A 19,394-nucleotide genomic window follows, 5' to 3' on the forward strand; every position below is an offset into this window, starting at 1 on the left:
GGGTGTAGAGTGGCGTGCAATTCCCAGGCAAAGGTAACCCCCGGATGTCACACACCGCAAAACCGCGAGGCAAGGCCCAGGACACGGGCTGGCGAGGCTCGGTCGACGTGTGGCTGGACGCCGCTTATGCAGCCTTGAAAGCGTCCGGCATCGACGCCGTGCGCGTCATGCCGTTGGCCAAGCAACTGGGCTTGTCGCGTACCAGTTTCTATTGGTTCTATGAGGACCGCGAACAACTGCTCGCCGCCTTGCTGGCCCGTTGGCGCGACAAAAACACCGGCAATCTGGTGCGCCAGTGCGAGAGTTATGCCGAGAGTATTTCCGAGGCGATTCTGAACGTCTTCGAATGCTGGCTGAACCCGGAACTGTTCGACTCGCAGTTCGAATTCGCCGTACGCAGTTGGGCCATGCAATCGGCGGACGTCAGCGCCGAAATCGCCTTGGCCGACGACACCCGTATCAACGCCTTGGCCGGCATGTTCCGGCGCTTTGGCTACGATGACGAAGCCGCCGATGTGCGCGCGCGAACCATCTACCTCACACAGATCGGCTACATCTCGATGAAAACCACCGAAGACGTGGTGGTGCGGTTCCGGCGAATTCCCCAGTACGTCAGCGTATTCACTGGCAAGGCCTTGAAGCGGCGCGAACTGGACCGCTTCTATGGGGCGTTTGGCTACGCCGAAACCTCGTCGGGGGTGTTTGTGCCGTTGACTGGCACCTTTGACGAACCGACAGCAGGCGCCGAGTAAAAGAGTCGGGCGCAGTGTCAGCCGCGACAAGGATCTAAGTGTGGGAGCTGTCGAGCCCCGGCGAGGCTGCGTAGGCGGCGGTACTGCTGGCATTTTATCGACTGACCCACCGCTTTCGCAGCCTCGCTAAAGCTCGACAGCTCCCACAGGGGATCGGCTGTGTTGATGGAGTTTGTGCCACGACGAAGCTCCAGGGGGCTTGGTGTTCTTTATAGGTCTTTAACCAACCGCAACGCATCGTAGATCGCCGCATGAGTATTGCGCGCGGCCACTGCATCGCCGATCCGAAACAGTTGGAAGCGGCCCTTGGGGTTGGTCACGATGTTCTGCGGGTTCCCCGCAATCAAGTCGTGCTGCTCCACGGCTCCCCCATTGCTGGAATGCGCGCGCAAGTCGAAGTACAGGTCGTCCAGGGGGAGGGTGCCGTGGTTGACCACCACCTGATCGACCACCCGTTGCTTGTGCACCTTGCCGTAGTCGCTGCCAAAGCTGACGAGCAGCCGACCGTCGCGTTTCTCCACGGTCTCGACCCGATACGTCACGGTGAAGGTCACGTCCAGGTCCTGCAGGCTGCGCATGTAGGGCACCAGGTTCATGGCCATGACTTCCGGGGCGAACGCGCGGTCCGGGGTGACGATTTCGACGCTGGCGCCACTCTGTGCAATCACCTCGGCGGCTTGCAGGGCGGCATGGTCGCCGGCGTCGTCGAATATCAGCACGTGGCGGCCCGGTTTGACGTCGCCGGAAATGATGTCCCACGTCGAGACCACCAGCTCATTGCCCTGGGCCAGCACCTCGGTGTGCGGCATGCCGCCAGTGGCGACGATCACCACGTCCGGCTCATGGGCCAGCACCGTCTCGGCTTCGGCCCAGGTGTTGAAGTGGAAGCGGACCCCGAGGCGCTCGCACTGGCTCATGCGCCAGTCGATGATGCCGATCATCTCGCGACGCCGCTCACTCAGTGCCGTCAGGCGGATCTGCCCGCCGGGCCGGTCGGCGGCCTCCAGCACGGTGACGTCGTGACCACGCTCCCCGGCCACCCGCGCCGCTTCCAGCCCGGCCGGGCCGGCGCCGATAACCAGCACCTTGCGTTTCACCGCCGCCTTGGGAATGTCATGGGGCATGCTGGTTTCGCGGCCGGTCGCCGGGTTGTGGATGCAATACGCCGCGCCGCCCTGGTAGATGCGGTCCAGGCAGTAGTTGGCGCCGACGCAGGGGCGAATGTCTTCTTCACGCCGCTCGATGATCTTGCGCACGATATGCGGGTCGGTCATGTGGGCGCGGGTCATGCCGACCATATCCACCTTGCCCGAGGCGATGGCGTAGCGTGCGGTGGCGACGTCCGGGATTTTCGCCGCGTGGAAGGTGGGGAAGCCGGTGGCGGCGCGAATCTCGCCGGCAAAATCCAGGTGCGGTGAGTTGCGCATGCCCTGGATCGGAATCACATCGGTCAGGCCCGCGTCCGTATCGATATGCCCGCGCACCACGTTGAGGAAGTCCACCAGCCCGCTGTTCTTGAGCATGTGCGACACCTGCAGGCCCTCGTCGGCGCTGAACCCGCCCGGTAAGGCCTCGTCGCCGGTGTAGCGCACCCCCAGCAGGAAGTCTTCGCCGACGCGCTGGCGAATACCGCGCAGGATGTCGAAGGAAAACCGCATGCGGTTTTCCAGTGAACCGCCGTACGGGCCGTCGAGGTCGTTAGTGAGCGGCGACCAGAACTGGTCCATCAAATGCCCGTAGGCTTGCAGTTCCAGGCCATCCAGGCCGGCCGCCCGCATGCGCTCGGCGGCGTCGACGTAGTCCTTGATGATCCGCTCGATGTCCCAGTCTTCCATCTTCTTCGGGAACGAGCGGTGCGACGCTTCGCGGCGGTGCGACGGCGAGACCACCGGCAGCCAGTCCGCCTTGTCCCAGCGTGTGCGCCGGCCCAGGTGCGTCAACTGGATCATCACGGCCGCGCCGTGTTCATGGCATTCATCCGTCAGGTCCTTCAACCAGCCGACCACCTCGTCCTTGTACGCCAGCACGTTATTGAACACCGGCGGGCTGTCCCGTGACACCGCGGCAGAACCTGCAGTCATGGTCAAGGCCACGCCGGCCTTGGCACGTTCGACGTGGTACGCGCGGTACAACGCCTGCGGCATGCCGTCCACCGGGTAGGCCGGTTCGTGGGCCGTGGTCATGATCCGATTGCGCAGGGTCAGGTGCTTGATCTTGAAAGGCTGCAGCAGGGGATCGCTGGACATCGGGGTGTGCTCCGTCGTGGGCATCATCAGGCTTGGCGATTTGAAATTAGGGTAAATGTACATAGGTGTCAATAATCGATGACATTCATGTACATTTTTATTGCGGGGCCCGGAAGTCGTCGCTAAGATCGCCTTCACCCCCTAGGAGGACGCCTGATGAATACTCAAGTGCGCTATCGGAAAAAAGCCTGTGCCTACCTGCTCGGCCTCGCGTTGGGTGCCAGCGCGGCACTGACCCATGCAGAGGAAAAACCCCCGGTGCGTATCGGCTGGGTGAATTGGTCGGACACGGAAATCACCGTCAAGCTCGCTACTACCGCCTTGCAGGAACACCTCAAGCAACCGGTCAAACTGGTGATGGCCGACATCGGCATTCAGTTCCAGGCGCTGGCCAACGGCAATATCGACCTGATCCCGATGGTCTGGCTGCCCAGCACCCACAAGGCGTTCTACGACAAGTACAAGGACCGCCTCGAAGACCTCGGCGTGTTGTATGAGGGGCGCATCGGCATGGCCGTGCCCACGTCGGTGCCGGTCGCAGAAGTGGCCAGCGTGGAAGACCTGAACAAGCCCGGCATCCGCGAGAAGTTCGACGGCAAGATCTTTACCTCCGAAGTCGGCAACGGCCAGTACAAACTCACCGTCAAGGCTATCGAAGACTACAAGCTGGCCGGCTACAAACTGGTGGGGTCTTCGGAGAGCGGCATGCTCAACGAGCTGGACCGCAACCTCAAGCGCGACAAGTGGTCATTGGTCAACGCCTGGAGCCCGCACTGGATGTTCTCCAAATGGTCGCTGCGCTACCTCGACGACCCCAGGCAGATCTTCGGCGGCGCCGAGCAGATTCACGCCATGGCCCGCAAAGGCTTCAGCCAGGAACATCCCGAGGTGGCGTACTTCTTTGCACATTTCTCCATCCCCCAGGCCGACCTGGAGGCGCTGATGATGCAGGCACGGGAGAGCACGGCGGACAAGGCGGTGGCGGCGTATTACGCGGCGAACAAGGCGCGGTTTGAGGGGATGTTCAATCCGGGAGTGGTTTCCCGATAGGCACAGATGTGCAAATCCCGGGAGCCCGTGGAAACCTGTGGTGAGCAGGACTAGCCCGCTCACCACAGGTTTGTTTCGCTTCAGCGCATATGCAAAATAATCGGGCTGCTGCTCGCCGGGTCGGTGTGCCCGCGCAGCTTGCCCACTGCCTTCGCATCGACCGCGCCACCGTTATTGCCCCAGGTGCCGCGCACGTAGCTCAGTACCTCGGCAATTTCCTGGTCGGTCAGTTGCTCGCGAAACGCTGGCATGCGGTAGGCGTCCGGTACACCGGCGGCCACTACACGCTGCGAGCCGTTGAGGGTGATGTTGATCGCGGAGGCGTTTTCCTTGGCCAGTGCCGAGGTGGCGCCGGCCAGGGGCGGCATCCATTCGGGCTGGCCTTTGCCGTCGAGGCCGTGGCAGGAGGCGCAGCGGGTCGCGTAGGTATGGGCGCCGGGGGCGTCTTGAACCGCCGCCATCGCCTGATATTGCCAGGGTGTGCCGTCGCGCTGCGGGTCGCCGGGCAGTGACTTGAGGTAGCGGGCGATCGCGGCCAGGTCGTCGTCCTGCATGAACTGCGTGGAGTTGTTGAAGGCCTCGGTCATCGAGCCATAGACCACCGCATGGGCGTTGCGCCCGGTCTTGAGGAACTGCACGATCTGCGCCTCGTTCCAGCGTCCCAGCCCGGTATTCGGGTCCTGGCGCAGGCTCGGTGCGTACCAGCCGTCGAGGAGGGCGCCGGCGAGGAACGGCGCGCCGGATTCGTCCAGGGCTTTCTCGTTGAACGCCAGGCCGCGTGGCGTGTGGCAACTGCCGCAGTGGCCGGGGCCTTGGACGATATAGGCGCCGCGGTTCCACAGCGCGTCCTGATCCGGTTTGGCCGCGTAGGGGGCGGTGGGGGCGAACACGCCGTTCCACAGCGCAATGGGCCAGCGCAGGTTGAGCGGCCACGGAATATCGCTGGGGATATTCGCTTGGTTGGCCGGCTGCACGCCTTGCATGAAGAACGCATACAGCGCTTTCACATCGTCGTCGCTGAGTTTCACGTAGGACGGGTAGGGCATGGCCGGGTACAGCCGTCGGCCCCCCGGCGCTACGCCGTGGCGCACGGCGCGGTCGAAGTCGGCCAGGGTGTAGGCACCGATGCCGTGTTGCTTGTCCGGCGTGATGTTGGTGGCGTGGATCGCGCCCAGCGGCGTGGCCATTTCCAGGCCGCCGGCGAACGGCGCCTTGCCCGGCAAACTGTGGCAGGCCACGCAGTCGCTGAGGCGGGCGACATATTCGCCGCGGCTGACCAGGGCGGGCTCGAAGGCGGTGGCGGCCTGCGCCGGTTCCAACGGGGTAGCAGGCTCACGGGTGACGTACCAGGCCAGCAGGCCTGCGGCGACCAGGCAGGGCAGCGCCAGCCAGCCTGCGGTTCTTGCGAATCGACGGTTGTTCATGGGCGTTTCCTGAGGGTCAGCTGAAGGTGTGTCGGCTCATGGGCAGGCTGCGAATGCGCTGGCCGGTCAACTGCGCCACCGCATTGGCCACGGCCGGTGCCACGGCGGGCAGCGGAGGCTCACCGATACCCCCCATCTTTTCGCCACTCTCGACAATCCGCACATGCACCCGTGCCATGTGCGCGGGTGCCAGGATCGGATACAGGTCGTAGTTGCGCGCCCGTGGCTTGCCATCCACGTACACCGCTTCTTCCACCAGCGTCTGGGACAAACCCAAGGCCACGGCGCCATTGACCTGCGCCTCGACGATCGCCGGGTTGACGATGCTGCCTGGGTCGATGGCTTGCCAGATATCGTGCACCTTGACCTTCCCACCCTCGATGGACACCTCGGCGATCGCCGCAGTATGAGAACCGAACGGTGAGGCCATGGCCACGCCGCGCGCACGTCGGGTACCGTCTTCGGCCGTGAAGGGGCCACGCTTCCAGCCTCCGGACAGTTCACCCGCCGCCTGCAGCAGGGTGGTCAGCCGCGGGTTGTCGCGCAGCAGGTGCAGGCGCAACTCGTAGGGGTCATGACCGCCTTTGTCCGCCAGTTCGTCGAGAAACGACTCATAGAAAAAGTCGTTGAGCGAATTGCCCACCGAACGCCAGTAGCCGAGCATGGGCGCGCCTTTGACGTAGATCTGTGCGATGCGTTTGTTGGGAATGGCGTAAGACTTGCCCGATAGCCCTTCCAGGGCCGTGGGGTCGATTTTATCGCCCTGTTTGCCGGCAAGGGATTCGGTTGGGCCTTCGGTGGCGCTCACCGCTTCGATCGCCAGCGGCAGGCCTTTGTCATCCAGCGCGGCGCGGAACTTGACCACCGCCAGCGGGCGCAGGACATCGCGCAGGAACTCTTCCTCGCGGCTCCAGATCAGCTTGATCGGACGGCCCACCGCCTTGGCCAACGCAATCGCCTGTGGGTAGGGGTTGGCCGAGTCATACAGGAAATGCCGGCCAAAAAAGCCGCCCAGCAATGGCGAGTGCAGGGTGATGTTTGCTGTGTCCAAACCGGTGCGCTTGGCGATATCGGCGCGGAACATGTCCGGTGCCTGGTTGGGCAGCCAGATGTCCAGGGTGCCATCGGGATTGAAGCGCGCCAGGGCCGATGGCGGCTCCAGTTGGGCATGGTTGAGGTATTGGTTGTGATACGTTGCTTCGATGTTGGTCTTGGCGCCTGACAGCGCGGCGGCCACGTCACCTTCGTTCTCGTCGTCACGGGCCGGGCCTTGCTGGGCGGCCAGGAAGTCGCGGTACTTGTCGCTGGAAAAGTCTGCCGGCATGACGCGCAGTGTCGAGTTGGCGGCCGCTTCCTGCCAGTCGACCTGGATCGCCTCTACCGCGCGTTTTGCATGCCACCAGCGCTCAGCCACCACGGCCACCGCACCGGGCAGTACGTGCACCGAATGCACGCCTTTCATGGCTTCGACCTGCGACTGGTTGCGCAGGCTGCCAACGGTCATGCCCAGGCGTGGCGCATGCTGCACCGCGGCGTGGAGCATGCCGTCGACTTTCAGGTCGATGCTGTATTGTGCCTTGCCGGTGGATTTGTCGTAGGCGTCCAGGCGCTTGACCGGCTTGCCGATCCAGCGGAACTGGCTCGGGTCGCGCAGCGTGACGCTGGCCGGGTCGGGCACCGGCATGTCCAGGGCGCGACCGGCCAGCTCGCCGTAGCCCAACGAACGGCCGGAGGCCGCGTGCACCACGCGCCCTGGCTGCGTGGTCAGTTCGCTCACCGGCACGCCCAACTGCTCGGCGCCGGCCTGCAGCAGCATCGCGCGGGCGAGGGCGCCCAGGCGGCGCATGGTTGGGTAGCTCAAGCGCACCGACATGCTGCCGCCGGTGATGCGCAAGCCGTTCTCCATCACCACATAGGCTTCGCCGGGTGGGGCGGCCTCGACGATGAAGGTCGCGGGATCGGCATCCAGTTCTTCGCCGACAATCTGCGCCATGGCGGTGTGGGTGCCTTGCCCGCCCTCCATGAAGGGGCTGAGCAGGCGCACGCTGCCGTCCGGGCGAATCTCGAGAAACGCCGGCACCTGGGTGCCGCGTTCTGCGGCATTGGCCGTGGCGGCCTGCACCCTGGACGAACCGAGCGGCAGGCCGAAACCAATCACCAGCGCGCCCACCGCCGTACTCGCTAGAAAACGGCGACGCGACAGGTTGACCGGCTCATCCAATACAAGGTCGGGCAGTTCGGTGCGCGTGTTCATCAGGCGCGCTCCTGCTTGGCCAGGTCGTGCACGGCCGTGCGAATGGCGTTATAGGTGCCGCAACGGCACAGGTTGATCATCGCTGCTTCGATCTGCGCATCCGTTGGCGCGGGGGTGTGCTTGAGCAGCGCCGTGGCGGCCATCACCTGTCCGGACTGGCAGTACCCGCACTGTGCCACCTGATGCTCGACCCAGGTCGCGACCACACGCTTGCCCACCTCATCGGCTTCGATCGCCTCGATGGTGGTGATCTCACGCCCGACCACTCCCGCCACGGGCGTGACGCAGGAACGCACCACGTTGCCATCCACCAACACCGAACAGGCCCCGCACTGGGCCAGGCCGCAGCCGTACTTGGTGCCGGTCAGGCCGAGGTCGTCGCGGATCACCCACAGCAATGGCGTGTCCGCGTCGGCATCGACCTGATAGGCCTTTTGGTTGATTCGTAGTTCCATGGCTCACCTGCTGATCGACGGTAGGTGCGGCCTGTTTTAGTGATGAACGCAGTGGCCGCTTATTGTCGAACTCTAGACCAGCGCGCAAGGGCTATCGATCCATTAGTCGATAAGTCGGAGAATCAGGCAAGAATTCAACAGGATTGTGCGACTACGACTCAACCGTTGGCCGCACGAAGTCCTCCTCGAAGTGCTCGTGCTCACCCCGCGTCTCGCTTTGGCGCCGCAGCACCTCCATCTGCCGCAGTTCCACCCGACGGATCTTGCCGGAGATGGTCTTGGGCAGTTCGCTGACGAACTCGATACGCCGCACGCGCTTGTAGGGCGCCAGGTGTTCGCGGGCAAAGTCGAGGATATGCCGGGCCAGCTCCGCGCTGCCCGGGGCGTCATGGGCCAGGATCAGGAATGCCTTGGGCACGGCCAGGCGCAAAGGATCGGGGCTCGGCACCACAGCCACTTCCATGACCGCCGGGTGTTCGATCAAGGCGCTTTCCAGCTCGAACGGGCTGATGCGGTAGTCGGAGGCCTTGAACACATCGTCGGCGCGACCGACAAACGTGATGTAGCCCTCGGCGTCGATCTGCGCGGTGTCGCCGGTGCGGTAGTAGCCGTCACGCATGACCTCGGCGGTTTTCTCCGGGCTGTCTTCGTAGCCCAGCATCAGGCCGAGCGGGCGCACGTCCAGGGGCAGGGCGACTTCGCCTTCATTGCCGGGGTTGCCATCAGGATCGAGCAAGGCCACTCGGTAGCCCGGCAAGGGTCGACCCATGGATCCGGGCTTGAGCACCTGGCCGGGGGTGTTGCCCACCAGGGCAGTGGTTTCCGACTGGCCGAAACCATCACGCAACGGCAGGCCCCAGGCGTGCTGGATCTGTTCGATGATTTCCGGGTTCAACGGCTCACCGGCGCCGACCAGTTCACGCAGGCTCAGGCGCGATTTGTAGCTGGCCAAGTCTTCCTGGATAAGCATGCGCCACACGGTGGGCGGCGCGCACAGGCTGGTCACACCGTAGCGTTCCAAGGCACGCAGCAGGGCGGGAGCACTGAACCGCGCGACGTTATGAATAAAGATGCACGCCCCGGCGTTCCATGGTGCGAACAGGCAACTCCACGCATGCTTGGCCCAGCCCGGTGACGAAATATTCAGGTGCAGGTCGCCCGGCTGCAGGCCGATCCAGTACAGGGTCGACAAGTGGCCCACCGGGTAGCTCTGGTGGCTGTGCAGCACCATCTTCGGCTTGGACGTGGTGCCGGACGTGAAGTAGAGCAGCATCGGGTCGGTGGCCCGGGTGCTGCCTTGCGCCTCGAAGTGCTCGGGGTATTCAAAGGCGGCGCTGTGCGCGACCCAGCCGGAAGGCGCCGAACCCACGCAGATGCGGCTGCAACCGTCTGCCAAGCCGTCGAATTTGCTGACATGTGCCTCGCCGACCACCAAGTGGCGAACCTGTCCGCGCTCGATGCGGTCGCGCAAATCATCGGCGTTCAGCAGGGCGGTGGCGGGGATGACCACGGCGCCGAGCTTGAACGCCGCGAGCATGGTCTCCCACAGCGCCACATCATTGCCGAGCATCAGCAGCACGCGCTCACCACGACGTACCCCGAGGACGCGCAGGTGGTTGGCGACCTGGTTGGAGCGCGCGGCCAGTTGCTGGAAGCTGTAGCGCTGCTCGCTGCCATCTTCCTCGACGATCCACAGCGCATTCGCCGGATTGCCCTCGGCCATGGCATCGAAATAGTCCAGGGCCCAGTTGAACTCGTCCAGTTGCGGCCAACGGAAATCCCGTACGGCGGTGGCGTAGTCGGTGCGGTGAGCGAGCAGAAAATCCCGAGCGGCCAGGAAGGGCTGGGTCATGGTGGCTGTCCTTAATTATTGTTGTGGGACTTTCCCCCCGGCTGAACCGAGAGGCTGGACCGAGTATAGGCACGCATAAATCAGAGCAGAACGCTCAAAAACACCGGTGCGTTGTGCAAAAAAGTCATGGGTGTCGATCTCTGGGCGCTGTCGTCCATGACCGTTACCAGGGATCGTTATGCCACCGAGGTGTTTGAACCCAAGGGCTTCAATTTCAAAAAAATCTAATGAACTGTCAGGTTTGACAGGTTTCGGCACTTTTTCGGTTCGTTAACCTCAGTGGCGTCCGGGATGGCCCGCAAGGCATCAGCAGGGATGTCCTTTGGTTCTTGAATTAGAGAAAATACTGTGAGCTATTTAATCTGTCGGCTACCTGTCGTCCTTATGTTCGCACTCCTTGCACCGTTCAACCTTCCCATTGCGTACGCGTCCCCACCGGGCTCCAACGACTGGAGTTGCCAGCCAAGTACCAGTCATCCACGACCTGTCGTGTTGGTTCACGGAACGTTTGAAAATATGGATAACAATTGGACACTGCTGTCCGCAGAACTGAAAAGTAACGGTTATTGCGTATATGCGCTGAATTACGGCGGTACCCCACTCAGCCTGGGGGTTTTCTATGGATTGGCCGCGGTTAAAGATTCGGCTCAAGAACTGTCGCATTTCATTGAAAAGGTAAGAACAAACACGGGCGCGGACAAAGTCGATATTGTCGGCCACTCGCAAGGCGGGATGATGCCGCGCTACTACATAAAGTCCCTGAATGGCGCGGGTAAAGTTGGCACGTTGGTCGGTATAGCCTCAAGCAACCATGGCACCACCTGGAGCGGCCTTGCTTCGTTGGCTGATAACTTTCCTGACATACTGAACATCGCAAAATGGCTCGCCGCAAGTGTCTCGATAACGCTCCAGCAAGCCTTTGGGATCATTGCCCCGTCCACAACCGACCAAACCGTGGGATCTGCTTTTTTAGCTGATCTCAATGGAGGTGGAGATACGTTCCCCGGTGTCGTTTATAGGGTCATCGCCACTCGACTGGACGAAGTCGTCACCCCTTATCAGTCAGCGTTCCTGACGGGCCCAGCAGTAACGAACATCCTGCTGCAGGACCAGTGTGCAGCGGATATCAGTGGACATATTGCCGCTGCGACAGTAGATGGCATCACCAGGCGGAATGTTCTAAACGCCTTGGACCCAGCCCATGCTGTGCCACCGACGTGCGCGGACTTGTGACGTTGCTTATGGGTGAGTCGCCGGCTGTGAATCAAACCTGAATCCACCCGATAATTTCTCCTTCAGAAAGCCCACCAATGCCGTCACCGACTTCGGCACATGCGGCGAATACGGCCGGATCAGGTAGATCTCATCGGCGAACGCGCCCTTGAGCGTCCAGTCGGAGAGCACCTGCACCAGCTTGCCGCTGGCGAGGGCGGCATGGGCGCTGAAGTCCGGGAGCAGGGCGATGCCCAGGTGGTTGAGCGCCGAGTCGCGCAAGGCTTCGCTGTTGTTGGTGGCGAAGCTGCCGGCGATGGGCACAGTGAGGCGCTCGACGTTTTTAGTGCCGCGCTCGAAGGTCCAGGCGGGCTGGTCGGTGCCGCGCGGGTAGAACAGGCAGTTGTGCGCGGACAGATCGCTGGGTTCGCGGGGTTCGCCGTGGCGTTGCAGGTAATCGCGGCTGGCGACCAGTACCGAGCCGGTGTCGCAGAGCTTCCATGCCACATGGGTTTCCGGCACCTGGAAACCATGGCGTGCAGCCAGGTCGTAGCCTTCGGCGGCCAGTGAACTCAGGGCGTCCGATACGTCCAGCTGGATGCGCACCTGCGGGTACTGCTGCAGGAACTCGGACAAGTGCGGCACCAGTTGCTGCCGGGCGAACGCCACCGGCGCGGTAAGGCGCACCAGCCCGCGAATCTCCCCGGCCGAGTCGCGCACCGAGGAGAAACTGCGGGCGATTTGCTCATAGGCGCTGCGTACTTCACGGGTCAACGACAGCCCCGCATCGGTTAGCCTCACGCTGCGTGTGGTTCGGGTGACCAGCCGCGTGCCGGTGGCTTTTTCCAGGTCGCAAATGCGCTGGCTCACCGCCGACTTGCTCACGCCCAGGCGCGCAGCAGCGGCGGTGTAGGTGCCTTGTTCCTCCAGCACCGACAGCCAGTGGATGTGGGTCCACAGCCCTTCGATCTCGGATTTTTCCATGGGTATATTGTTCGCTATGGTGGACAATAAGTTCTGGATTCTGCTCTGGTTTGGAACAAAGCGAAAGCCTATCGTGTGTCGCAACGCTACCCACCTGGGATCTACTGCCATGACCACGACCATCGAGCACTACATCAACGACCAGCGCGTGTCCCGCGATGATCGCTATCAGGACGTCTACAACCCGGCCACCGGCGAAAAGACCGGCCGCGTCGCCCTGGCCAGCCGCCAGACCGTCGGCGAAGCCGTTGCCGCGGCCCAGGCCGCCTTCGCCGGCTGGGCCGACACCCCGCCAATCCGCCGCGCCCGCGTGCTGTTCGAGTACCTGCACCTGCTGCGTGAGCGCAAGGACGACCTGGCGCGCATCATCGTCGCCGAACACGGCAAGGTCTTCACCGACGCCCAGGGCGAAGTCGACCGTGGCATCGACATCCTCGAATTTGCCTGCGGCATCCCCAACCTGCTCAAGGGCGAGCATTCCGACCAGGTCTCCCGTGGCATGGACAACTGGACAATGCGTCAGCCCCTGGGCGTGGTGGCCGGCGTCACGCCGTTCAACTTCCCGGTGATGGTGCCGATGTGGATGTACCCGATCGCCATCGCGGCGGGCAATACCTTCATCCTCAAGCCAAGCCCGACCGACCCGAGCGCCTCGCTGTTCATGGCCGAACTGCTGCGTGAAGCCGGCCTGCCCAAGGGGGTGTTCAACGTGGTGCAGGGCGACAAGGAATCGGTGGACGCGCTGATCGAACACCCGGACGTCAAGGCCGTGAGCTTTGTCGGCTCCACGCCGATCGCGCAATACATCTACGAAACCGGCGCCCGCAACGGCAAGCGCGTACAAGGCCTGGGCGGCGCGAAGAACCACATGGTGGTGATGCCCGACGCGGATATCGAAAAAACCGTCGACGCCCTGATGGGCGCCGCCTACGGCAGTGCCGGCGAACGCTGCATGGCCATTTCGGTGGCGGTGCTGGTGGGCGATGTGGGTGACAAAGTCATCGCCGCCCTGACCGAACGTGCCAAGCACCTGCGCATCACCGACGGCCGCGACCTCAAGGCAGAAATGGGCCCGATCGTGTCCCGTGCGGCGCTGGAACGCATCAGCGGCTATATCGAACAAGGCGTGCAGGCTGGCGCACAATTGCTGTTGGATGGGCGTGACTATGTGCCCACTGAAGCGGGCCTGGAGAACGGCTTCTGGCTCGGCGCGACGCTGTTCGACCACGTGACCAAAGAAATGAGCATCTACCGCGAAGAAATCTTCGGCCCGGTGCTGGCCTGCGTGCGTGTGAATGACTTCGCCGAGGCGATTAAGCTGGTCAACGATCACGAGTTCGGCAACGGCGTGAGCTGCTTTACCCGCGACGGCAACATCGCCCGTGAATTTGCGCGGCGCATCGAAGTGGGCATGGTCGGCATCAACGTGCCGATCCCGGTGCCGATGGCGTGGCACGGGTTTGGTGGCTGGAAGAAGAGCCTGTTTGGCGACATGCATGCCTATGGCACCGAGGGCGTACGCTTCTACACCAAGCAGAAGTCGATCATGCAGCGCTGGTCGGAAAGCATCGAGCAGGGCGCCGAATTCGCCATGCCAGTCTCCAAATAACCAAACACCTTGCCGGCGATAGCGGCCTCAAGATATTCAGTGATATCAAGGGCCTCATCGCCGGCAAGCCGGCTTCTACAGGAGTTAAGCGGTGATTGGCTTCAGGCAGTCGATAGAGCGATCTACCGTGGTTTTGGCAATCTCCAGCAAATGCCACACTGTCAGCATTTTCGCCCGCTCGGGGCTCTCCAACTGCTCACCACAATCCAACGTCGACATGCTGGCCGTTTACAAACCGTGTCGAAAGGCCACTTAGCGCCGACCCGCTCGGGTGCTCACATCCACCCACACCGCCAGCACCAGAATGCTGCCCTTCACGATCATCTGCCAATAGCTGTCCACATCCAGCATCGACATGCCGTTGTCCAGACTGGTAATCACCAACGCCCCGAGCAACGCGCCATACACCGTGCCCGACCCGCCGCGCATCGAGGTGCCGCCGATAAAACACGCGGCGATGGCATCCAGCTCGCCCATGTTCCCCGCCGACGGTGAGCCGGCAGCCAGGCGCGCGGTGTTGACCAACCCTGCGAGCGCGCACATCACGCCCATGATGCCGAAGATCCACAACTTCACCGCCTGTACGTTGATGCCGGACAGGCGCGTGGCCTCCATATTGCTACCCACCGCGTACACCCGGCGGCCGAACACGGTCTGGCTGGTGACGTAGCTGAACACGCCGAGCAGCACCAGCAACAGCAGCACCGGCACGGGAATGCCGTCGTAGCTGTTGAGGGTGGTGACGAACCCGGCCAGTACCGCGCCGATCACCACTACCCGCAGCACATCGCGCACCAATGAATGCGCCGCCAGCCCATGCAGTGCGCGGTTGCGTCGCTGTTTCCAGGTCAGGAACAAGGTCAGGACAAACAGCAGGACTCCAAGGCCAATGCCCACCGAATGCGGCAGATACCCCTGGCCCACATACACCAGCGACGGCGACACCGGCGCAATGGTGGTGCCGCCGGTGATGCCCAGCAGAATTCCGCGAAACGCCAGCATCCCACCCAGACCGACGATGAACGACGGGATGCGTAGATAGGCTGTCATGTAACCGTTAGCCAGGCCGATCATCAAGCCGCACAACGCCACCAGGCTGAGGTTGGCCAGCAGCGGCACGTGATAGACCACATCCAGAATCGCCGCCAGCCCGCCGAGCAGGCCGAGCAATGAACCCACTGACAAATCGATCTCGCCGCTGATGATCACCAGCACCATGCCGCACGCCAGGATCCCGGTGATCGACATTTGCCGCAGCAGGTTGGACAGGTTGCGTGGCGTGAGGAACCCGCCCTCGGTCTGCCAGCTGAAAAACAGCCAGATCACCGCCACCGCGATCACCAGGGCGAGCATTTTGTAGCGGGTAAAAAGGTGTTTGACCTGATTCATCTACGCGGTCTTCCGATCGTTATTGTTATGGCTGAGCGCAGCGGCGAGCACCTGTTCCTGGGTGAGCCCTTCGTTGATGAAGTCGCCGCGCAGCTGGCCGTCGCCAATCACCAGCACGCGGTTGGAGACGCCGAGCACTTCGGCCAGCTCCGATGAGACCATGATGATCGCCACGCCTTCGGCCGCCAGCGCGCCCATCAACTTGTAGATCTCGTATTTGGCGCCCACGTCGACGCCGCGCGTGGGTTCGTCGAGGATCAGTACCTTGGGCTTGGCCATCAGCATTTTCGCCAGCACGGCCTTTTGCTGGTTGCCGCCGGACAGGCTGGTGATCGGCAGGAACGGGCTGGCGGTCTTGAGGTGCAGGCGCGCGATCTGCTGGTCGATGCTGCCCAACTCGGCTTCGGCGTCGATGCGGGTCAGGTGCGCATAGGTGTCGAGCACCGCCAGGGTAATGTTGTGGCCCACGCCCAGGTCGGGAATGATGCCCTGGCGCTTGCGGTCCTCGGGCACCATGCACAGGCCGGCGCGGATCGATTTGAGCGGCGTGCGCGTGTCGATCACCTTGCCGTCCAGCCACACCTCGCAGCTGTAGCGGCCGGGGTAGGCGCCAAACAGCGCCGACACCAGTTCCGTGCGCCCGGCGCCGACCAGCCCGGCGATGCCGAGGATTTCCCCGCGCTTGAGCACAAAGGACACATCGTCCACGCGTTTGCGCCTGGGGTTGTCGACGTCGTAGCAGGTGACGTTGCGCGCCTCGAAGATCACCTCGCCCACCGCATGCGGTTCGGTGGGGTAGAGGTTGCTCATCTCGCGGCCGACCATCTGGGTGATGATCCGGGCGATGTCCATGTCGGCCATGGCGGTGGTCGCGATGTGCTTGCCATCGCAGATCACCGCGATGGTGTCGCACACCGCTGCCACTTCATCGAGCTTGTGGGAGATGTACACGCAGGCCACGCCCTTGGCCTTGAGGCCGCGGATGATGTCCAGCAGCACCTCGATTTCCGCGCGGGTCAGGGCCGAGGAGGGCTCGTCGAGAATCAGCAGGCGAGCCTGCTTGTTCAGGGCCTTGGCGATTTCCACCAGTTGCTGGTAGCCACCGCCATACTGCGACACCGGCAGCGCCACGTTCATGTCCGGCACCTTGAGCTCGCGCATCAGGGCTTCGGCACGGTGGATCATTGCCGGGTAGTTCATGCGCCCACCCGGCAAGGTCAGTTCATGGCCCATGAAGATATTTTCGGCCACCGACAGGTCGGGCACCAGGGTCAGTTCCTGGTGGATGATGACGATACCGGCGGCCTCGGTTTCGCTGATTGACTGGGCCTTGAGCGGCTGCCCGTCCCAGAGGATTTCACCGTCCCAGGTGCCATACGGGTAGACCGCCGACAGCACCTTCATCAAGGTGGATTTACCGGCACCGTTCTCGCCGCACAGGCCGACGCATTCCCCCGGCCGTACCTTGATGTCGATGCCGTCCAGCGCGTTGACTCCGCCAAAGGTTTTGACGATGCCGTTCATTTGCAGCAGATAGTCGGCCATGGCGGTCACTGCCCGGCAATCTGCTCTTTGGTATAGAACCCGTCTTTCTCCAACAGGTCGATATTGGCTTTGGTCAGCGGCGTCGGGGTGAGCAGGATAGTGTCGACCTTTTTGCTGCCGTTGTCGTATTGCGAGCTGTAGGTGGGTTTTTCACTGCGTGCCAACTGCACCGAGAGCTTGGCCGCTTCCGAGGCGATCAGCTTGAGCGGCTTGTACACCGTCATGGTCTGGGTGCCGTCGATCACGCGCTTGATGGCCGCGAGGTCGGCGTCCTGGCCGGAGATCGGTACCTTGCCCGCCAGCTTCTGCGCCGCCAGGGCCTGGATCGCGCCGCCGGCGGTGGCGTCGTTGGAGGCGACAATGGCATCGATCTTGTTGTCGTTCCGGGTCAGGGCGTTTTCGACGATGCTCAGGGCTTCGGTCGGGTTCCATTCCTTCACCCACTGCTGGCCGACAATCTTGATATCGCCCTTGTCGATGGCCGGTTGCAGCACCTTCATCTGGCCTTCGCGCAGCACCTTGGCGTTGTTGTCGGTGGGCGCGCCGCCGAGCAGAAAGTAATTGCCCTTGGGCGCCGCCTGCAACACGCCGCTGGCCTGCATCTCCCCGACTTTTTCGTTATCGAAGGAGATGTAGGCGTCGATATCGGCGTTGAGGATCAGGCGGTCATAGGACACCACCTTGATCCCGGCCTTCTTGGCTTCGGCGACGGCGTTGGTGAGCACCGTGGCGTTGAACGGCACGATCACGATCACATCGACGCCACGGGAAATCAGGTTTTCGATCTGGGAGATCTGTTTTTGCTCGTTGGCGTCGGCCGATTGCACGAACACCTTGGCGTCGAGCTTTTCCGCCGCCGCCACGAAGTAATCACGGTCCCGCGACCAACGCTCCAGGCGCAGGTCGTCGATGGAAAAACCGATCTTCGGGTGGGCTGAGTCGGCCATGACAGGCAGGGCGAGCAGGGCCAGGGCAGTGGCGATGAGGGTGCGTTTCATGGTTATGCGTCCTTTTATTGTTGTTGGAAAGACTGTGGTGAAACGGGCTTCTTGTGGTAAGCCCGCTTGTTGTGGTGAGCGGGCTTCTTGTGGTGAGCGGGCTTGCCCCGCGCTGGGGCGCGAAGCGGCCCCAAAACCAGGCACCTCCGTATGTCAGGTAAAAACACATTCAGGTAAAAACACATCGCCTGTAATGGGGCCGCTTCGCGCCCCAGCGCGGGGCAAGCCCGCTCACTACAAAAAAGCCTGCTCACCACAGGTGCCCGTATTCGCCCCCCATCAGGTGTAGATAAAGCGGTTGACGATACCTTCCAGCATCTCCTGCCGACCACTCACCGCCTGCGGGTTCAACGCCTGCGCAAAGGCATGCTCGGCCAGCGATTCCAGGCTGAATTCCCCCGCCAGCACCGCCTGGCCCAGCGGCTGTTGCCAGCCGGCGTAACGCTGGTCCTTGAACTGCTGCAACCGGTCGTTTTCAACCATGGCCGCCGCCCGCTCCAGCGCCAGCGCCAACACATCCATCGCCGCCACATGCCCGTGGAACAGGTCTACATCGTCGAGACTCTGGCGGCGTACCTTGGAATCGAAATTGTAGCCGCCATTTTTGAACCCCCCGGCCTTGAGGATTTCATACGTGGCCAGGGTCATTTCCTCGACGCTGTTGGGGAACTGGTCCGTGTCCCAGCCGTTCTGTGGGTCGCCGCGGTTGGCGTCGATGCTGCCGAAGATGCCCAGGGACACCGCCGTGGCGATCTCATGATGAAAACTGTGCCCGGCCAGGGTCGCGTGGTTGGCCTCGATGTTCACCTTGATCTCATGCTCAAGCCCGTACTCATGCAGGAAGCCGAACACCGTGGCGCTGTCGTAATCGTATTGGTGCTTGGTCGGCTCCTGGGGCTTGGGCTCGATCAGCAGGTCGCCCTTGAAACCGATCTTGTGCTTGTGCTCCACCACCATGCGCATAAAGCGCCCGAGCTGCTCGCGCTCGCGCTTGAGGTCGGTATTGAGCAGGGTTTCATAGCCTTCACGGCCGCCCCACAGCACATAGTTGGAACCCTTGAGCCGCAGGGTCGCGTTCATGGCGCTGAACACCTGGGCGGCCGCGTAGGCGAACACTTCCGGGTCCGGGTTACTGGCGGCGCCGGCGGCAAAGCGCGGGTTGCTGAAGCAGTTGGCGGTGCCCCACAGCAGCTTGATCCCGGTCTGTTCCTGATGGCGTTCGAGGTGATCGACCATCTGTGCAAAATGGTAGCGGTACTCTTTGAGCGAGCTGCCTTCGGGGGCGACGTCCGTGTCGTGAAAGCTGTAGTAGTCGATGCCCAGCTTGGAGAAAAACTCGAACGCCGCGTCCGCCTTGCCGATCGCCAGCTCCAGTGGATCGCCGCTGCGCTGCCACGGCCGCTTGAAGGTGCCGACGCCAAACATATCCGCCCCCGGCCACACGAAGGTATGCCAATAGCAGGCCGCCATGCGCAGGTGTTCGCGCATGGGTTTGCCGAGGATGATCTTGTCAGCGTCGTAATGGCGAAAGGCGAGGGGAGAGTCGCTGCTGGGGCCTTCGAAGCGAACCTTCTCGACACCGGGGAAGTACGGCATGGCGTTTTCCTTATTGTTCTTGGCGGTG

The 19,394-nt window shown here is 62.8% G+C and carries 14 protein-coding genes; 4 read left to right on the plus strand and 10 right to left on the minus strand.

The window, feature by feature from the left end; translation table 11 throughout:
- Positions 1–44 precede the first annotated feature (44 nt).
- On the plus strand, positions 45–752 hold the full coding sequence (locus BM70_RS0102685) for a TetR/AcrR family transcriptional regulator (protein WP_025854568.1): 708 nt from the start codon (positions 45–47) through the stop codon (positions 750–752).
- Between the two features lie 209 nt (positions 753–961).
- On the opposite strand, the gene BM70_RS0102690 is transcribed toward BM70_RS0102685, so the two are convergent.
- The gene (locus tag BM70_RS0102690; RefSeq protein ID WP_025854569.1) at positions 962–2,998 is read right to left on the minus strand and encodes an NADH:flavin oxidoreductase; all 2,037 of its coding nucleotides are present in this window, start codon (positions 2,996–2,998) and stop codon (positions 962–964) included.
- A gap of 156 nt (positions 2,999–3,154) precedes the next feature.
- On the opposite strand from BM70_RS0102690, the gene BM70_RS0102695 reads away from it, so the two are divergent.
- Entirely contained in the window at positions 3,155–4,048 is an 894-nt protein-coding gene (locus BM70_RS0102695) for a glycine betaine ABC transporter substrate-binding protein (RefSeq protein WP_025854570.1), read from the plus strand.
- Between the two features lie 80 nt (positions 4,049–4,128).
- Here BM70_RS0102695 and BM70_RS0102700 read toward each other — a convergent pair whose 3' ends face one another.
- From BM70_RS0102700 to BM70_RS0102715, 4 genes are all read right to left on the minus strand, one after another.
- Positions 4,129–5,472 (minus strand): cytochrome c, encoded by a 1,344-nt coding sequence (locus BM70_RS0102700; protein WP_025854571.1) that lies wholly within the window; start codon positions 5,470–5,472, stop codon positions 4,129–4,131.
- A 16-nt stretch (positions 5,473–5,488) separates the two neighbouring features.
- On the minus strand, positions 5,489–7,726 hold the full coding sequence (locus BM70_RS0102705) for a molybdopterin cofactor-binding domain-containing protein (protein ID WP_025854572.1): 2,238 nt from the start codon (positions 7,724–7,726) through the stop codon (positions 5,489–5,491).
- Positions 7,726–8,181 carry a (2Fe-2S)-binding protein gene (locus tag BM70_RS0102710; RefSeq protein ID WP_025854573.1) on the minus strand — a complete coding sequence of 152 codons (456 nt, stop codon included), beginning with the start codon at positions 8,179–8,181 and terminating at the stop codon, positions 7,726–7,728. Before BM70_RS0102710 ends, BM70_RS0102705 begins: the two co-directional genes overlap by 1 nt.
- A 151-nt stretch (positions 8,182–8,332) precedes the next feature.
- Positions 8,333–10,033: an AMP-binding protein gene (locus tag BM70_RS0102715; RefSeq protein WP_025854574.1), complete on the minus strand. Its 1,701-nt coding sequence runs from the start codon at positions 10,031–10,033 to the stop codon at positions 8,333–8,335.
- A 384-nt stretch (positions 10,034–10,417) separates the two neighbouring features.
- On the opposite strand from BM70_RS0102715, the gene BM70_RS0102725 reads away from it, so the two are divergent.
- A complete protein-coding gene (locus BM70_RS0102725) occupies positions 10,418–11,266 on the plus strand; it encodes a triacylglycerol lipase (protein ID WP_025854575.1) in 849 nt (282 codons plus the stop codon).
- 6 nt (positions 11,267–11,272) lie between these two features.
- Here the strand turns inward: BM70_RS0102725 and BM70_RS0102730 are convergent, their stop codons facing one another.
- Positions 11,273–12,229, minus strand: coding sequence for a LysR family transcriptional regulator (locus BM70_RS0102730; protein WP_025854576.1), 957 nt, complete (start codon positions 12,227–12,229; stop codon positions 11,273–11,275).
- 109 nt (positions 12,230–12,338) lie between these two features.
- Here BM70_RS0102730 and BM70_RS0102735 point away from each other — a divergent pair, with 109 nt between their 5' ends.
- A complete protein-coding gene (locus tag BM70_RS0102735; RefSeq protein WP_025854577.1) occupies positions 12,339–13,838 on the plus strand; it encodes a CoA-acylating methylmalonate-semialdehyde dehydrogenase in 1,500 nt (499 codons plus the stop codon).
- A gap of 252 nt (positions 13,839–14,090) precedes the next feature.
- Here the strand turns inward: BM70_RS0102735 and BM70_RS0102740 are convergent, their stop codons facing one another.
- The 4 genes from BM70_RS0102740 to xylA form a co-directional block, all read right to left on the minus strand.
- Positions 14,091–15,227, minus strand: coding sequence for a sugar ABC transporter permease (locus BM70_RS0102740; protein ID WP_025854578.1), 1,137 nt, complete (start codon positions 15,225–15,227; stop codon positions 14,091–14,093).
- Positions 15,228–16,772: a D-xylose ABC transporter ATP-binding protein gene (gene xylG, locus BM70_RS0102745; RefSeq protein WP_177326524.1), complete on the minus strand. Its 1,545-nt coding sequence runs from the start codon at positions 16,770–16,772 to the stop codon at positions 15,228–15,230.
- Positions 16,773–16,777: 5 nt separating this feature from the next.
- A complete protein-coding gene (gene xylF, locus BM70_RS0102750) occupies positions 16,778–17,770 on the minus strand; it encodes a D-xylose ABC transporter substrate-binding protein (protein WP_025854580.1) in 993 nt (330 codons plus the stop codon).
- Positions 17,771–18,049: 279 nt separating this feature from the next.
- Positions 18,050–19,366, minus strand: coding sequence for a xylose isomerase (xylA, locus tag BM70_RS0102755; protein ID WP_025854581.1), 1,317 nt, complete (start codon positions 19,364–19,366; stop codon positions 18,050–18,052).
- Positions 19,367–19,394 lie beyond the last annotated feature (28 nt).

It is taken from the genome of Pseudomonas sp. CHM02 (assembly GCF_000612585.1).
In the GTDB taxonomy this organism is placed as follows: Bacteria; Pseudomonadota; Gammaproteobacteria; order Pseudomonadales; family Pseudomonadaceae; genus Aquipseudomonas.

What these genes read in the sequence shown, in the direction of transcription:
- BM70_RS0102685 (WP_025854568.1), top strand. Translation starts at nt 45, where the DNA reads ATGTCACACACCGCAAAACCGCGAGGCAAGGCCCAGGACACGGGCTGG.
- BM70_RS0102690 (WP_025854569.1), bottom strand. Translation starts at nt 2,998, where the DNA reads ATGTCCAGCGATCCCCTGCTGCAGCCTTTCAAGATCAAGCACCTGACC.
- BM70_RS0102695 (WP_025854570.1), top strand. Translation starts at nt 3,155, where the DNA reads ATGAATACTCAAGTGCGCTATCGGAAAAAAGCCTGTGCCTACCTGCTC.
- BM70_RS0102700 (WP_025854571.1), bottom strand. Translation starts at nt 5,472, where the DNA reads ATGAACAACCGTCGATTCGCAAGAACCGCAGGCTGGCTGGCGCTGCCC.
- BM70_RS0102705 (WP_025854572.1), bottom strand. Translation starts at nt 7,726, where the DNA reads ATGAACACGCGCACCGAACTGCCCGACCTTGTATTGGATGAGCCGGTC.
- BM70_RS0102710 (WP_025854573.1), bottom strand. Translation starts at nt 8,181, where the DNA reads ATGGAACTACGAATCAACCAAAAGGCCTATCAGGTCGATGCCGACGCG.
- BM70_RS0102715 (WP_025854574.1), bottom strand. Translation starts at nt 10,033, where the DNA reads ATGACCCAGCCCTTCCTGGCCGCTCGGGATTTTCTGCTCGCTCACCGC.
- BM70_RS0102725 (WP_025854575.1), top strand. Translation starts at nt 10,418, where the DNA reads ATGTTCGCACTCCTTGCACCGTTCAACCTTCCCATTGCGTACGCGTCC.
- BM70_RS0102730 (WP_025854576.1), bottom strand. Translation starts at nt 12,229, where the DNA reads ATGGAAAAATCCGAGATCGAAGGGCTGTGGACCCACATCCACTGGCTG.
- BM70_RS0102735 (WP_025854577.1), top strand. Translation starts at nt 12,339, where the DNA reads ATGACCACGACCATCGAGCACTACATCAACGACCAGCGCGTGTCCCGC.
- BM70_RS0102740 (WP_025854578.1), bottom strand. Translation starts at nt 15,227, where the DNA reads ATGAATCAGGTCAAACACCTTTTTACCCGCTACAAAATGCTCGCCCTG.
- xylG (WP_177326524.1), bottom strand. Translation starts at nt 16,772, where the DNA reads ATGGCCGACTATCTGCTGCAAATGAACGGCATCGTCAAAACCTTTGGC.
- xylF (WP_025854580.1), bottom strand. Translation starts at nt 17,770, where the DNA reads ATGAAACGCACCCTCATCGCCACTGCCCTGGCCCTGCTCGCCCTGCCT.
- xylA (WP_025854581.1), bottom strand. Translation starts at nt 19,366, where the DNA reads ATGCCGTACTTCCCCGGTGTCGAGAAGGTTCGCTTCGAAGGCCCCAGC.